The organism is Streptomyces sp. NPDC008163 (assembly GCF_042956885.1).
GTDB classification, from domain to species: domain Bacteria; phylum Actinomycetota; class Actinomycetes; order Streptomycetales; family Streptomycetaceae; genus Streptomyces; species Streptomyces drozdowiczii_A.
Map to the genome: position 1 here is coordinate 262,736 of NZ_JBIBHG010000009.1, position 13,620 is coordinate 276,355.

Here is a 13,620-nt window from a genome sequence, read left to right on the forward strand (position 1 = left end):
CGTGCCGTGCCACTCGCCGGCCGCTGTTGTCAGACCCATGGGGGATGCTGGTGGGGTCCGACACCTCTGAACTGGAGATGCTGAGATGCGCAAGGACGAACTCGCGGCGGCGCAGGCGTATGTCCGTTTACTGGAGGCCACCCGGGCCGCCCTCTCCGACCCGGACGACGCCCCGGTCTACCTGCCGTTGCTCACGTCACCGATGGAGGAGGCGGACGGGGCGCTCCGGCGAGCGGGGTTCGCGGGCAATGAGACGCGGTTCTTCGAACTGGTCGGTTCGCTCCGGCCGAGCCTGACGGGCAGCGGCCACTGAGGAGAGCGCCGGGGCGGTCCCGCCGGGGTGCCTCAGCCCCGCCGGTGGTGCCTCAGCCGGCCTCGGGGAGCGGTGCGAGGCCGAGTTCGCGGTCGCCGAGGGGCGCGAAGTGACGGGCCACCTCCTCGGGGGTGACCTGGGCGAGCTCGGCGGGGTGCCAACGGGGGTTGCGGTCCTTGTCCACGATCTGGGCGCGGACGCCCTCCACCAGGTCGGGTCCCGCGAAGGCGGCGGTCGAGACGCGGTACTCCTGGTCGAGGACCGCTTCGAGTCCGCCGAGGCGGCGCGCCCGGCGCACGGCTTCGAGCGTCACCTTCAGTGAGGTGGGCGCCTTGGCCAGGATGGTCGCCGCGGCCTGCTTGGCGGCCGGGTCCCCGTGGCCTGCGAGGCGGTCCAGGATCTCCTCGACGGTGTCCGCCGCGTAGCAGGCGTCGATCCACCCGCGATGGGCGGCGAGCTCGCCTCCGGGGGCGGGGCGGGCGTGGGCCGCGACGGTCGCGGTGACGGCCTCGGGGGTGGTGCACTCGGCGAGTGCGGCGACGAGGCCGGGGAGCCCTTCGGCGGGCACGAAGTGGTCGGCGAGTCCGCAGAGCAGCGCGTCGGCCGCGCCGACCGCCTCGCCGGTGAGCGCGAGATGCGTACCGAGTTCACCGGGTGCGGCTCCCAGCAGGTACGTTCCGCCGACGTCCGGGACGAACCCGATCCCGGTCTCCGGCATGGCGATGCGGGAGCGCTCCGTGACGATCCGGACGGAGCCGTGGGCGGAGACTCCGACGCCGCCGCCCATCACGATGCCGTCCATCAGGGCGACGTACGGCTTGGGGAAGCGGGCGATGCGTGCGTTGAGCCGGTACTCGTCCCGCCAGAAGTCCAGCGAGCCGGTGCCCTTGGCCAGGGCGTCGTCGCGGACGGCACGGATGTCGCCGCCGGCGCACAGGCCGCGCTCCCCCGCGCCGGTGAGCAGCACGGCGACGACGGCCTCGTCGCTCCCGGCCGCGTCGAGCGCGTCGGCCATGAGCCGCACCATGGCGTGGTTGAGCGCGTTCAGGGCGCGGGGCCGGTTGAGCGTGAGGTGGCGGACGCGCCCTTCGGTGTGCAGCAGGACGGGGTCCTCGTGGTTCATGCGTGCGCTCCGCTCAGCCCGGGTGCCGTGCCGTCCTCCGGTCGAGGGACGGTCCTCCGGTGTCATTGTGCGCGGGCCCCGGAGGGGCGGGCGGTGCGGGGTGGTTCCGCTGTGGCAGGCGCGCCGGAGCGGCCGGACAATTGAGGCACGCCGTACGGCGGACCCGCCGGACGACCCTCGGAGCTGGAATGACCGATCAGAACCGGCCCCCGGTCGTTCCCGGCCCGCCCGGTCGGCCGGAGGGCAGGACGCCGGCCGCCGAGACCGATACGGCGGAACGGCTCGCGCTGAACCGGACGGGCAGCTTCGACTGGGACCTGGATGCCCGGACCCTGGACATGGACGAGGCCGGCCTGCTGGTCTTCGGTCTGGACCCGGCTGACTACGACGCTCGCCCGGAGTCCCTGGCGGAGCTGCTGGAACCGGAGGAGCGCGACCGTCTGGGCGTGGCGACGGACGAGGCGCTGAAGGGCGCGGGCAGCTCCTACAGTGTCCACTTCCGGATTCCGTTCGCCGACGGCCGGGACCAGTGGACGCATGTCCAGGGGCGCATCCTGCGCGGCGAGGACGGGAAGGCGCACCGGGTCATCGGTCTGGTGCGGGACGCGACGGCCGAGGTCACCCATTCGGACTTCGTGCTGGAGCTGGAAAAACGGCGACGCCGCCAGACGGACATCGTCGAGCGCACGACGAGTGCCTTGTCGCGTGCGGTGACGGTGGACGATGTGACCGCCGCCCTGACCGGTCCCGGCGGGCTGGCGCGGCTGGGCGCGGACGGGCTGGCGCTCGGGCTGCTGGACAACGCGGCGCTGAACGTGATCGCGCTGAGCGGTGAGTCCCTGGAGGTCCTGGACGAGCTGGGCTCGGGACGGCTCGACCCGACGTATCCACTGGCCGACACCGTGCTCAGCGGACGTCCCCGCTTCGTCGGCTCGCTGGCGGCGCTGACGCGGCGCTACCCGGTGCTGGAGCCGTACGTGGGCCGGCTGAGGTTCCAGGCGGCGGCCTATCTGCCGCTGGTCGCGCAGGCGAGGACGCTCGGCGGACTGGCCCTCTTCTACCGGCAGCGCACCGCCTTCACGGCCGACGAGCGCAATCTGTGCCTCGGGCTCGCCGCGATCGTCGCCCAGTCCCTCCAGCGGGCCAAGCTGTTCGACGAGGAGCGCGAGTTCGCGACGGGGTTGCAGTCCGCGATGCTGCCGCGCCGCATCCACGACATCGAGGGCGGCGAGATCGCGGTCCGCTACCACGCGGCGTGGAGCGGCCGTCAGGTCGGGGGTGACTGGTACGACGTGATCGCCCTGCCCAAGGGGCGGTTCGGGATCGTGGTGGGCGACGTCCAGGGGCACGACACGCACGCCGCGGCGATCATGGGCCAGCTGCGGATCGCGTTGCGCGCGTACGCCGCCGAGGGGCATCCGCCCGCCACGGTGCTGGCCCGCGCCTCGCGGTTCCTCGCCGAGCTGGACACGGACCGGTTCGCGACGTGTGCCTATGCCCAGGTCGATCTGGAGACCGGGACCGTCCGGGTGGTGCGGGCCGGCCATTTCGGGCCGCTGATCCGGCACATGGACGGCCGGGTCGGCAGCCCCCGGGTGCGTGGCGGCATGCCGCTGGGCATCTCGACCGACTTCGGCGACGAGGAGTATCCGGAGACCCGGCTCGATCTGGTGCCGGGCGAGACGCTGGTGCTGTACACCGACGGGCTGGTGGAGGAGCCCGGCGCCGACATCGACGCGGGGGTGCGCACCCTGATCACCGAGGTCAGCGCGGGGCCGGCGGGTGCGGAGGCGCTGGCCGACCATCTGTCGGACCGGCTGTGGGAGCGGTGGGGCTCCGGTGACGACGTCGCCCTGCTGGTGCTGCGGCGCAGCCCGGACCCGGGGTCGCCGCGGGCGCCGAGGCTCCACCAGTACATCCACCAGGCCGACCCGGAGGGGCTGTCCGAGGCGCGGACCATCGTGCGACAGGCCCTGACCGACTGGGACATGGCCGAACTGGCCGACGACGCCGAGCTGGTGACCGGGGAGTTGCTGGTGAACGTGCTCCTGCACACGGAGGGCGGGGCCGTCCTGACCCTGGAGGTGCTGCCCGAGCCGGTCCGCCGGGTGCGTCTCTCGGTGCAGGACCGCTCCAGCGCGTGGCCCCGCCGCCGGTCACCGGGCGAGACCGCGACGTCGGGCCGGGGGCTGCTGCTGCTCGACGCCGTGTCCACGCGCTGGGGCATCGAGCCCCGGGGGGAGGGAAAGGCGGTCTGGTGCGAGATCGGTCCGAGCGCGCCGCCCACCACACCCCCCGTGCACCGGCACACCGCGGAACCGCCCGGGGGCGGCCCGCGGGGCGGGCGCGGACAACGGTGAGGGGCGCACCGCCACGTCGCGCGTGACGGTACGCCCCTCGGCCCCGCCGCCCCTCCGCTGTACGCGTCCGGGCGGCGCGGTCTACGTCAGTGCTGTGCGGTGCGGCGCTTGCGCACCGACCACATGATGCCGCCGCCGGCCAGCAGCACGGCCACCGCCGCGCCACCGATGATCGGCGTGGCGGACGAGGAGCCGGTCTCGGCCAGGTCCGGCGAGCTGGGGCTCGGCGCCGCCGCGACGGGCGCGGACGACGACGGAGCGGACTCGCTCGGCTTGACGGTCGGGCTGGGGGACGCCGTGGTGGGTGTCTCGGACGGCTTCGTCTTGGACGGGCTCGGCGTCGGCTTCGACGGCGGGGTGTCCTCGCACACCGGCGCCTGCTTGGTGTCTTCCTTCGAGTACTGGTCGCCGTCCCCGGCCTTGACGACCAGGTAGACCGTCAGCGGCTCGTCGTGCTCCGGCAGCGAAAGCTTCTTCTCGAAGTCCTTGCCGAACTTCTCCGTCGGCAGCAGGGCGTTGCCGTCGACGGTGACGGTCACCTCGTTGGTGACGCCGGGGTTGTACTGAGTGAGGTGCAGGCTCACTCCGTCACAGGTCACGTCCCAGGTGGGGGTGTGAGCTGCGGCCGGACCGGCGGTGAGGACCGCGCCGGAGAGGCCGACCACCGCGGCGGCGACGAGAGTTCCCGCTGCGCGCCACGATCTCCTGGGTATGGTCATGGATATTTCCTCCGCAGATGTTTCGCGCCCGTATGGGCGGTGCAGCGCACAGTACTGCCCCCTTCCCCACCGTGTGCACCCGCCCCACAGCCGTTTCCGCGTCACAACCACCCCCACACCGTCGCCGGTTGGGACATGCCGGACACGGGCCGGCACCGCCCGCTCGCCCCCGGCGCCCGTCCCGTCCTCAGAGTCGGCGGTGCATGATGTGGAGCCCTGTGAAACCCTCGGCCGGGTGGTCGAACCCCTCGGGCAGGGTGCCCAGGATGTCGAAGCCCAGCGAGCGGTACAGCTTGACCGCGTGGGTGTTGGTCTCGACCACCGCGTTGAACTGCATGGCCCGGTACCCGGCCGTGCGTGCCCAGTCGATGGTGTACTCGCACAGGGCGCGTCCGACACCGCGCCCGGAGTGGCGGGGGTCGACCATGTAGCTGGCGCTGGCGATGTGCGATCCGTTGCCCATGTGGTTGTTGTTCATCTTCGCCGTGCCGAGGACGGTCCCGTCGTCGGCGACCGCGACCACGGTCCGGTTGGGTGGCTCCAGGAGCCACCAGCCGGCGGCGTCTGCCTCCTGGAGATCGAGGGGGTAGGTGAAGGTCTCGCCCGCGGCGACGATTTCATGGAAGAACGGCCAGATGGCGGGCCAGTCCTCGGGGGTGGCTTCCCTGATCAACATGGCGCTCAGGATGCCTGGCCGGACCCGCGATCACCAGCGGTTATCCGGAGCACCCCGCTCCACGTGCGCACCGACCCGGCTCCCCGCCCTCCGGCGCCGGCCCGGCCGCACCCTGCGCGGCGGCCCGCCGGGCCGGGGCCGACGGAGCCCCCACCCGCGTACCGCACGCCCCCGCAGCCGGGCCAGCAACCCCGGGGAGCCCCCGGCCCGGGCGTGCCGGGCAGGGGTGGCCGCCGGCCCTGAAGCCTCGTGTCCGGGCGCGGGAAGCTCAGGTCCGAACCCGGCAGGCTCAGGTCCGGGCTCGACGGACTCGGCCGGCAGCGCCGCCCCGCTCGGCACACAGGGCCGCACCGAGACGGCCGAACCGGAAAGCGCCCCGTCCGCCGCATCCCCCGGTCGTGGTGCCGGACGCGCCTCCCTGGCGGCGTCCAGCTCCGTGATCAGGCTGATCCTGCGCCACAGGATCTCGTCCGGTTCGTCGGCGGTCATCAGCCGCTCCATCGCCTCGCGGCCAGCCACCGATCCTCGCCGCCCGAACACCGCCTCCGGCCTGACCCTGGAGAAGTGGGCTCACTCGTAGGGGTCGTCCACCACCTCCGCCAGCTGGACCGGATCCAGGCCCTGGGCGACGATCGCGGCGCGCACCCATGGGTCGTCGGTGAGGGCGAGCAGACGCTCGATCCGTCGGGAACGCCAGTTGCGCGGCCGCCAGTCGGCGCCGGTGTCCAGCCGGCCGCGCATCCAGGGCGGACTGTTGCCCACCAACAGCTCCGGCGATCGGGAGGCCAGCGCTTCGAGCTCCTGGGCCAGATAGACCCACACCACCGCCCGATACCGGTTGAGGTAGAAGGCGACGGGGGTCAGGCACCCGGCCCGGGCGAGCCGGGTGAACCGGACCGGGCTGATCCCGAGCAGCTGGGCCCCCTCGGCGGTCCCCACCGTGCGCACCCGTTCGCGCAGAACGCCGGGGAAGCCGTCCTGGGCCCGTACGCGCTCGATCTCCTCCTGGTCGGTCCTGTGCCGGCCGTCCGGTCCGGCCGTCACGCGGACCGCCCCCAGATACACGGCGAGGTCGAACTCGTTGCGCTTCAGGCCGAGCTCCGAAGCAGCGCGGGCCGCGCCGAACGTGCACCCCGTTTCGTCACGCACGGTGTCGGGCGCCGGCATCTCTCCGGGCCCCGAGTCGACCCTGCCCACCATGTTCTTCAGCTGCTTCGTCGTTGCCATGACGTCACTCCCCCGCACGTAGCGATTACTCTCTGCGACCAGAGTAGTCCGGGGAAGTCAACCGCCGCCGAGCCTGTGGACAACTCCACGGGCCCGGCGGCGGCCGGAGTGCGTCAGGCGCGTCAGAGCCGGTCGACTCCCCCGGTGCCGTCCTGCCGTGAGCCCACGCCGAGGTGTTGTCCCACTCGGTTGACCAGAAGCGTCATCTCGTACGCCACCTGACCGACGTCCGACTCCGCCTCACTCAGCACGCACAGGCAGCTGCCTTCTCCCGCCGCCGTCACGAAGAGCAGTGCCTCGTCGAACTCCACCATGGTCTGCCGGGCCTTTCCGGCACGGAAGTGCCGCCCCGAGCCACGGGCCAGGCTGTGCAGCCCCGACGAGACGGCCGCCAGGTGCTCGGCGTCCTCACGGGCGAGCCCGGTGCTCGCACCGGTCACCAGACCGTCGTTCGACAACACCAGGGCGTGGCGTATGTGCGCCACCCGCTTGGTGAGATCGTCCAGGAGCCAGTCGAGTCCCCTGTCCATCGCCATTCTGTTTCCTCCCCGTTCACGCGTTCCCCGTGCCTCGCTCGCAAGCAAGCCTTGCGCACGGGTCACGTACGGGCAAGCACCCCGCGCCCGGCACAGGTCGGTAAGCGGCCACTTCCGTTCAGCCGTAGGAGAGGTCCTCGCACGGGTCGTCGTCCGCCGACCGGGCCTCGTCGGCGATCGCGGCCGGTACCTCCGGGGTGGCCGACCCGGCGCCGGGTGCGGCGGATGGCCCGTCCGCGTAGTCCTGTCCGACGGTGACCTGGATGCCGCTGCCCGCATCGGCGGTCTCGGTGACCCGTGCGCCGGGGAAGAGCCCGGCCGTGGTGCGGGCCTCGTCCCGCAGCCCGGGGCCGTACGCGACGAGGGTCGCGGAGCGGTTCTGGTCCTGCGCGGTGGCCGTGTTGGTGACGGTGAAGCCCTGCGCGCGCAGGAGCCCGGCCGCCCTGGCCGCGAGTCCGGGCACCGTGGTGCCGTTGTAGACGGCGACCTGGATGCCCGCACCCGGCACCGGGGACCGCGAAGCCCTGGGGGAAGCGGCGGCGCCCGCCTTGGCGTCCAGGGGGCGGTCGGCCTTCAGGGCGGCCCACAGCGCGTCGGCGTCCGGCTCCACGACGGCGACGCGCTCGCCCTCGTACCGCCACGGAACGGTGACGAACTTGGTGTTGTGCAGGTCGATGTTCTTCATCGAGAGGGCGAAGGAGAGCAGCTTGTCGGCGGAGCCGAGGCCGGGGTCGACGGTCATCGCGTCGGTGGCGGCATCGGACAGCGGCAGGAGGGCCGTGGGGTTCATGCCGCGTGACTTGACCCTCTTCACCAGGGAGGCGACGAATGCCTGCTGCCTCTTGATCCGCCCTATGTCGGAACCGTCACCGATGCCGTGCCGCAGCCGTACGTAGTCGAGGGCGCGTTGACCCGACACCGTCTGCGGGCCCTTCTCGAAGACCAGGGTGCCCCGGGTCGTGCGCTTGGGGTTGAGGTCGCGCTGATAGATGTCGTTGGGCAGGCACACCGGCACTCCGCCGACAGCGGAGGTCAGCGCGGAGAATCCGGCGAAGTCGATGACGACGGTGTGGTCGACGCGCAGTCCGGTGAGTTGCTCGACGGTGTTCTGGGTGCAGGCCGGATTGCCTTCGACGGTCTCCCCCACCGAGAACGCCCCGTTGAACTGACTGTGGTGGCGCGGGGCGGTCCAACTCCCGTCGGGCTTCCGGCAGGAGGGGATGTCGACCATGGCGTCACGGGGCACGGACACGGCTACAGCATGCTTGCGATCGGCGTATACATGCAGCAGGAGCACGGTGTCCGAGCGGCCGACCTCACCGGTGGCTCCCCCCAGTCCCTTGTTCTTGCCCGAGCGGGTGTCCGACCCGATGACGAGGACGTTCTGTCCCCCGGAAGAGCCGGGCGGCCGGTCGCCGGAGACGCCATCGGCGCTGAACGTGTCGATATTGCCGGTCAGTTTCAGATACCCCCAGCCGACCCCGGCGACCAGCAGGACGAGGAAGGACAGCGCGGACACCGCTGTCCGCCGCAGCCGGCTCCCCCTCCTCCCCGCCCCTGTCGCTCTGTTCCTGCTTGCCATGGGCCACCCCGTTCGTACGGCTGCCGCGCGGGTCCGCCTCCCGGCGGCGCCCGTACGGTCGTGCAGTTGTGCGGTTTTCTGGTCGTGACGTGCGGTGGCTTCGTGCGCCCCCGGACCTGACCATCGTCAGTCGGATCCCCTCTCCCCACAGGGCCGTCGGAAACATTGACCGGAAGACACCTGAAGCCGGTGGGGCGCAGAGCGCCTTCCCCGCGCGCCGTGCGATGAATCGGGCCGGACGCCACCCGCGCCCTGGGCAAATCCTCGCGTTTCCTGAAGAGTGAGGGGACAGCCGCCGTCCGCTCCGGGCGACGGCCGGACCGCGGCCGGCTGGAACGTGCGGGTCGCGGTCGGTGAACCACGGGATCATTGGAGGAAGTTCATGGGTGTGACCCTGGCCAAGGGCGGCAACGTCTCCTTGTCGAAGGAGGCGCCCGGCCTGACCGCGGTGACGGTCGGCCTGGGCTGGGACGTACGCACGACGACGGGGGCCGACTACGACCTCGACGCCAGTGCGCTGCTGTGCGCGGATCACGGAAAGGTGGTCTCCGACCTGCACTTCGTCTTCTACAACAACCTCAACAGCCCGGACGGCTCCGTCCAGCACACCGGGGACAACCTGACGGGTGAGGGCGACGGCGACGACGAGTCCATCAACGTGAACCTGTCGGCGGTCCCCGCCGACATCGCGAAGATAGTCTTCCCGGTCTCCATCCATGACGCGCAGAGCCGGGGGCAGAGTTTCGGCCAGGTGCGCAACGCGTTCATCCGCGTCGTGAACCAGGCCAACGGAGTCGAGCTCGCCCGGTACGACCTCAGCGAGGACGCCTCGACGGAGACCGCGATGGTGTTCGGCGAGTTGTACCGGCACGGCGGCGAGTGGAAGTTCCGCGCGGTCGGCCAGGGGTACGCCTCCGGCCTGGCGGGTATTGCGAAGGACTTCGGTGTGAACGTCTGAGGGTGACCGCCCCACCGGCCCGGCTCCGCGTCAGCGGTGGCCGGGCCGGCCGCGTCCGGGTTCCCGTCAGCCGGAGTGTGACGGTTCCCTCTCTCGCGCGGTGCGGCTGATGGCGCTCGGCCACCACGCCCTGGGCCCGATGTCCACGACCAGCGCGGGCGCCAGCAGCGACCGCACCACCAGCGTGTCCAGCAGCACGCCGAAGGCCACGATGAACGCGATCTGCGCGAGGAAGGCGAGCGGGATCACGATCAGCGCGGCGAAGGTGGCCGCCAGCACCACGCCCGCCGACGTGATGACGCCTCCGGTGCTCACCAGCCCCCTCAGCATCCCCTTGCGCGCTCCGTGCGCCAGCGCCTCCTCCCGGACCCGCGACATCAGGAAGATGTTGTAGTCGACGCCGAGGGCCACCAGGAACACGAATCCGTACAGGGGCACCGAGGCGTCCGTACCGCTGAAGCCGAAGGCGTGCTTGAAGACCAGGGCGGAGACCCCGAGCGTCGCCAGGAAGTTGAGACCGACCGTGGCCACCAGCAGCACCGGCACCAGGACCGACCGCAACAGGCCCATCAGGATCAGCAGGATGATGACGAGCACCACGGGAACGATGATGTTCCGGTCGCGCTCGGCCGTGCGCTGGGTGTCGTACTGCTGTGCCGTGTACCCGCCGACGAGCGCGTCCGCCCCGGGTACGGCATGCACAGCGGTACGCAGGCGCTTGACGGTCTCCGTCGCTCCGTCGCTGTCCGCCGCGTCCTTCAGGGTGACGTCGACGCGGACCCGGCCGTCGACCACGAGCGGCTTGCCCCCGCCGGGCCGTCCCGACGCCGTGACAGGGGCGGCTGAGGCCACCCCGGGCGTCGCTTCGGCGGCGGCGGTCACCTCGTCGGCGCTGTCGGCGTCGGCGATGACGACGGCCGGGTTCCCGGAGCCGCCCGGGAAGTGCTTGCTCAGCGTGGCCTGGGCGGAGACGGAAGGGGCGTCGTTCACGAAGATCTCGTCCAGCGGGACGCCGTGGGACTTCAAGGTGGGGGCGAACGCGGCGCAGGCGACCAGGAGGACCGCGCAGGAGAGCCACACCTTGCGCGGGGACCGGTCGACCCGTGCGGCGACCCGGCGCCAGATCCCGTGCCCGCCGGTCGCCTCGTCCACGGGGCGCGGCTTGGCCGGCCAGTACGCCGCCCGCCCGCACAGCACCAGCACGGCGGGCAGGAAGGTCATCGTGCTCAGCACCGCGCAGACGATGCCGATCGCGCCGACGGGCCCCAGGGCCCGGTTGTTCGTCAGGTCGCTGAGCAGCAGCGCGAGCAGCCCCAGCGCCACCGTGGCGGCGCTCGCGACGATGGCGCCGAAGGAGCGGCGGAGGGCCGCGCGGGCGGCTGCCGTCCGGTCGCCGTGGACCGCCAGCTCCTCCCGGAAACGCGCGGTCAGGAGAAGCGCGTAGTCGGTGGCCGCCCCGATCACCAGGATCGACAGGATGCCCTGGACCTGACCGTCCACGAGGACGACGCCGTGGTCCGCGAGGACGTAGACGATGGCGCAGGCCAGCCCGAGGGCGAAGACCGCGCTGATGATGATCAGGAAGGGCAGCAGCACGCTGCGGTAGACCAGCAGCAGGATCACGAGGACGGCGGCCAGCGCCACCCCCAGGAGGAGGCCGTCGATCCCGGCGAACGCGTCCTTGAGGTCGGCCTGGGTGGCCGCGGGCCCGGCGATCTCGGCGTTCGTGCCCGCCACCGAACCGGCGGCCCCGCGCACCCGGTCCAGGGTGTCCGGCAGCTCGTCGCCGAGGTCGGAGCGCAGCTGCACGACGCCCGACAGGGCCTCGCCGTCCTCGGACGGCAGCGCGGGCGACGGTGTGCCGACCACGCCGGGCTTCCCGGCCAGGGAGGCGAGCGCACGGGTCGCGGAGGCGCGGGCGCCGTCCGGGAGACCCCCGTCGTCGCCGGTCCAGACCACGATCGCGGGCACGGTCCCGGACCGCTGGAACGCCTTCTGCTCGTCCGCGACCTGGGTCGACTCGGCGCTGCGCGGCAGGAACGCCGCCCGGTCGTTGGTCGCCACCTCGCCGAGCTTTCCGGCGTACGGGCCGAGTGTCCCGCCGATTCCGAGCCAGACGACGAGCAGGGCTACGGGCACGAGCCAGCGGACGATGCGGTGCCTCGGTGGGGGCTTCATTGCTTCCTCAGGGATCGACACATGACACACATGACCCGAAGTCTCTCGGTCATTCATTATCTCAACGATCAAGAGATATTACTGTAGAGGCATGCGCACCGCAGACGAGAGCCCGGGCAGAGGCATGGACGACGGGCCCACGAGCCTCCAGTCGTTCGCTGTGCTGCTGCGCCGCATGAACAGCGAGTTCAACCGCATCGCACATGAATTCGCCCAGGCACAGGGTCTGCACCCGACGGACATGCAGGCCCTGGTCGCCATCCTCGACGCGGATCGGGGCGAGGGCGGCCACACGATGACACCGGGGCGGCTGCGTGAACAGCTGAATCTCACCTCAGGGGCGGTCACCGCGTGTCTGGACCGGCTGGAACGCGCGGGACACATCCGGCGGGTACGGGACAGCAGCGACCGGCGTGTGGTGCATCTTCACTACGCGGCCGCCGCGAAACCTGTGGCCCGTGACTTCTTCAAGCCGCTGGCGACGGGCACGGAGGCGGCGCGCACGCAGTTCGCCGACGACGAGCTGCGTGTCGTGATCCGCTTCCTGCAGGCGATGAACGAGGAGCTGGCGCAGCTGCGCCGCACTGATCCGAACGAAAGGACCACCTAGGGGGTGTCGGCCTCCGGCTGCGCGAGATCACGGACCGGGCAGCCCTGCACGCCCGGGGTGGGGAACGTCCCCAGGGCCGCCACCTCGTAACCGTCGGGGTAGCCCTTGATCTCGGGGTTCTGCCGGGCGTAGTGGGGTGCGGTGCGCGGCGGCAGCAGGCGTACGGCGCGTGCGCGCAGCCGCAGCGCACCCCGGGTGAGGCTCCGGGCCAGGGGCGCCGGGCGCTCGTAGCGGAAGGCACTCAGCAGCGAGTCGTCCAGGAGCGCGAGGCTCGCGCCGCGCACGAGCGGTGCGAGGGGGCGGGGGTACCAGGAGGCCATCAGGTCCAGCGTGGCGTCGGAGACCGAGCGCGCGCCCGCGTCCCAGCCGAAGTGCGCGTCCTCGTACGTGTCCAGGGTGTGTTCGAAGTCCTCGTACGTCTGCGGCAGGTCCTTGATTCCCATGCGCGCGCCGAGCGTCCTGTAGTACGCGGCGAACGCGCGCAGCTCGTGGTCGCAGAGCCGGCGCCAGCCGTACGCGTCGAGCCACCGTTTCGGGGTGACGACGAAGGTGCACAGGACGTAGCGCATGTCGTCGTTGCTGATGTCGTAGGCACCGTGCATCCGGTTGATCCGGCGCAGGGCGGTGCGCCCCGGATCGCTGTCGAAGCCGTGCTCGACGACAGTGTCCAGGAGGAGCGCGGTGTCGTCGTACCGCTTCTGCGTACGGTCCGTCAGTTCCGCTGTCTCGGCGAGGAGACGGCCGATGCTGGGGACGGCATAGGTGCGGTAGAGGGCGAGTTCGAGGGCGCGGGTGACGTCCCAGGGGAACTCGTAGGTGACGGTGATCCGGTAGATCTCCAGGAAGTCCCGCTCCGGATCGAGGCGTTGGATCTCCCTCAGCCGGTCGTAACGCTTCACCGCACCGTCTCCCTTGTCCAGGTCGAGTGTCCCAGCCTACGTCCGGGGGCAAGACGGTGAGTACGCGCGACGCACGCGCGTTGACGTGTTGACGGAAGGCAGGGTTCCCCATGACCGCGATATTCGGTGTCCTGCGCAGAGCCGTGACCACGGGCCGCAGGGCCGGCCGCCCGGCGGCGGCCCCCGCGACGGCCGGTCGCAGGCAGCACAATCTCTTCGAGGCGGCGGCCGTGTTCGTCGCGGCTTCGGCCGAGGACGACGAGGAACGGATGGACGAGGCGAGCGGCTGGGTGTCGCCGGAGCAGCTCTCCTTCGGCGTCAGCGAGCTGGCCTGTCGGGCGGTGATCGCGCTGGCCCGTGAACGGAACGAATCGCCGCAGGTCGTGGCGCGGGAGCTGCTCGGCCTCTCCGACGCCTGAGCCGGGTGGGGCCGGGGGCG

Annotated in this window: 12 protein-coding genes and 1 pseudogene; 5 read left to right on the forward strand and 8 right to left on the reverse strand. The window is 71.8% G+C overall.

The features are described 5' to 3' along the window. The first annotated feature begins 85 nt into the window (after positions 1-85). Positions 86-313: a hypothetical protein gene (locus ACFZAT_RS21635; protein WP_073862049.1), complete on the forward strand. Its 228-nt coding sequence runs from the start codon at positions 86-88 to the stop codon at positions 311-313. 52 nt (positions 314-365) lie between these two features. Here ACFZAT_RS21635 and ACFZAT_RS21640 read toward each other — a convergent pair whose 3' ends face one another. Next, entirely contained in the window at positions 366-1,436 is a 1,071-nt protein-coding gene (locus tag ACFZAT_RS21640; RefSeq protein ID WP_391265865.1) for a 3-hydroxyisobutyryl-CoA hydrolase, read from the reverse strand. Positions 1,437-1,624: 188 nt separating this feature from the next. Here ACFZAT_RS21640 and ACFZAT_RS21645 point away from each other — a divergent pair, with 188 nt between their 5' ends. Next, on the forward strand, positions 1,625-3,796 hold the full coding sequence (locus ACFZAT_RS21645; protein WP_391265866.1) for a SpoIIE family protein phosphatase: 2,172 nt from the start codon (positions 1,625-1,627) through the stop codon (positions 3,794-3,796). 86 nt (positions 3,797-3,882) lie between these two features. On the opposite strand, the gene ACFZAT_RS21650 is transcribed toward ACFZAT_RS21645, so the two are convergent. From ACFZAT_RS21650 to ACFZAT_RS21670, 5 genes and pseudogenes are all read right to left on the reverse strand, one after another. Next, positions 3,883-4,515 (reverse strand): LAETG motif-containing sortase-dependent surface protein, encoded by a 633-nt coding sequence (locus ACFZAT_RS21650; RefSeq protein WP_391265867.1) that lies wholly within the window; start codon positions 4,513-4,515, stop codon positions 3,883-3,885. 187 nt (positions 4,516-4,702) lie between these two features. Next, positions 4,703-5,191 (reverse strand): GNAT family N-acetyltransferase, encoded by a 489-nt coding sequence (locus ACFZAT_RS21655; protein ID WP_391265868.1) that lies wholly within the window; start codon positions 5,189-5,191, stop codon positions 4,703-4,705. A 30-nt stretch (positions 5,192-5,221) separates the two neighbouring features. Then, positions 5,222-6,358: pseudogene (locus tag ACFZAT_RS21660) on the reverse strand (DUF6397 family protein). A 182-nt stretch (positions 6,359-6,540) separates the two neighbouring features. Then, complete coding sequence (locus ACFZAT_RS21665; protein WP_391265869.1) at positions 6,541-6,954, reverse strand: roadblock/LC7 domain-containing protein; 414 nt, start codon at positions 6,952-6,954, stop codon at positions 6,541-6,543. Between the two features lie 118 nt (positions 6,955-7,072). Beyond that, a complete protein-coding gene (locus tag ACFZAT_RS21670) occupies positions 7,073-8,473 on the reverse strand; it encodes an LCP family protein (protein WP_391265870.1) in 1,401 nt (466 codons plus the stop codon). A gap of 445 nt (positions 8,474-8,918) precedes the next feature. On the opposite strand from ACFZAT_RS21670, the gene ACFZAT_RS21675 reads away from it, so the two are divergent. Beyond that, on the forward strand, positions 8,919-9,494 hold the full coding sequence (locus tag ACFZAT_RS21675) for a TerD family protein (protein ID WP_391265871.1): 576 nt from the start codon (positions 8,919-8,921) through the stop codon (positions 9,492-9,494). Between the two features lie 66 nt (positions 9,495-9,560). Here the strand turns inward: ACFZAT_RS21675 and ACFZAT_RS21680 are convergent, their stop codons facing one another. After that, positions 9,561-11,672, reverse strand: coding sequence for an MMPL family transporter (locus ACFZAT_RS21680; RefSeq protein ID WP_391265873.1), 2,112 nt, complete (start codon positions 11,670-11,672; stop codon positions 9,561-9,563). A 91-nt stretch (positions 11,673-11,763) separates the two neighbouring features. Here ACFZAT_RS21680 and ACFZAT_RS21685 point away from each other — a divergent pair, with 91 nt between their 5' ends. Further along, entirely contained in the window at positions 11,764-12,282 is a 519-nt protein-coding gene (locus ACFZAT_RS21685; protein WP_391265875.1) for a MarR family transcriptional regulator, read from the forward strand. Here the strand turns inward: ACFZAT_RS21685 and ACFZAT_RS21690 are convergent. Next, positions 12,279-13,181, reverse strand: a complete 903-nt coding sequence (locus tag ACFZAT_RS21690; RefSeq protein ID WP_391265877.1) for an oxygenase MpaB family protein — start codon at positions 13,179-13,181, stop codon at positions 12,279-12,281. The two genes, ACFZAT_RS21685 and ACFZAT_RS21690, sit on opposite strands and share 4 nt — an antisense overlap. Positions 13,182-13,291: 110 nt before the next feature. Between ACFZAT_RS21690 and ACFZAT_RS21695 the strand changes: the two genes are divergently transcribed. After that, complete coding sequence (locus tag ACFZAT_RS21695; protein WP_391265878.1) at positions 13,292-13,600, forward strand: hypothetical protein; 309 nt, start codon at positions 13,292-13,294, stop codon at positions 13,598-13,600. Positions 13,601-13,620 lie beyond the last annotated feature (20 nt).

Coding starts and splice junctions, on each gene's coding strand:
- ACFZAT_RS21645 (WP_391265866.1), top strand. CDS start 1,625: ATGACCGATCAGAACCGGCCCCCGGTCGTTCCCGGCCCGCCCGGTCGG.
- ACFZAT_RS21675 (WP_391265871.1), top strand. CDS start 8,919: ATGGGTGTGACCCTGGCCAAGGGCGGCAACGTCTCCTTGTCGAAGGAG.
- ACFZAT_RS21680 (WP_391265873.1), bottom strand. CDS start 11,672: ATGAAGCCCCCACCGAGGCACCGCATCGTCCGCTGGCTCGTGCCCGTA.
- ACFZAT_RS21695 (WP_391265878.1), top strand. CDS start 13,292: ATGACCGCGATATTCGGTGTCCTGCGCAGAGCCGTGACCACGGGCCGC.
- ACFZAT_RS21665 (WP_391265869.1), bottom strand. CDS start 6,954: ATGGCGATGGACAGGGGACTCGACTGGCTCCTGGACGATCTCACCAAG.
- ACFZAT_RS21655 (WP_391265868.1), bottom strand. CDS start 5,191: ATGTTGATCAGGGAAGCCACCCCCGAGGACTGGCCCGCCATCTGGCCG.
- ACFZAT_RS21650 (WP_391265867.1), bottom strand. CDS start 4,515: ATGACCATACCCAGGAGATCGTGGCGCGCAGCGGGAACTCTCGTCGCC.
- ACFZAT_RS21635 (WP_073862049.1), top strand. CDS start 86: ATGCGCAAGGACGAACTCGCGGCGGCGCAGGCGTATGTCCGTTTACTG.
- ACFZAT_RS21640 (WP_391265865.1), bottom strand. CDS start 1,436: ATGAACCACGAGGACCCCGTCCTGCTGCACACCGAAGGGCGCGTCCGC.
- ACFZAT_RS21685 (WP_391265875.1), top strand. CDS start 11,764: ATGCGCACCGCAGACGAGAGCCCGGGCAGAGGCATGGACGACGGGCCC.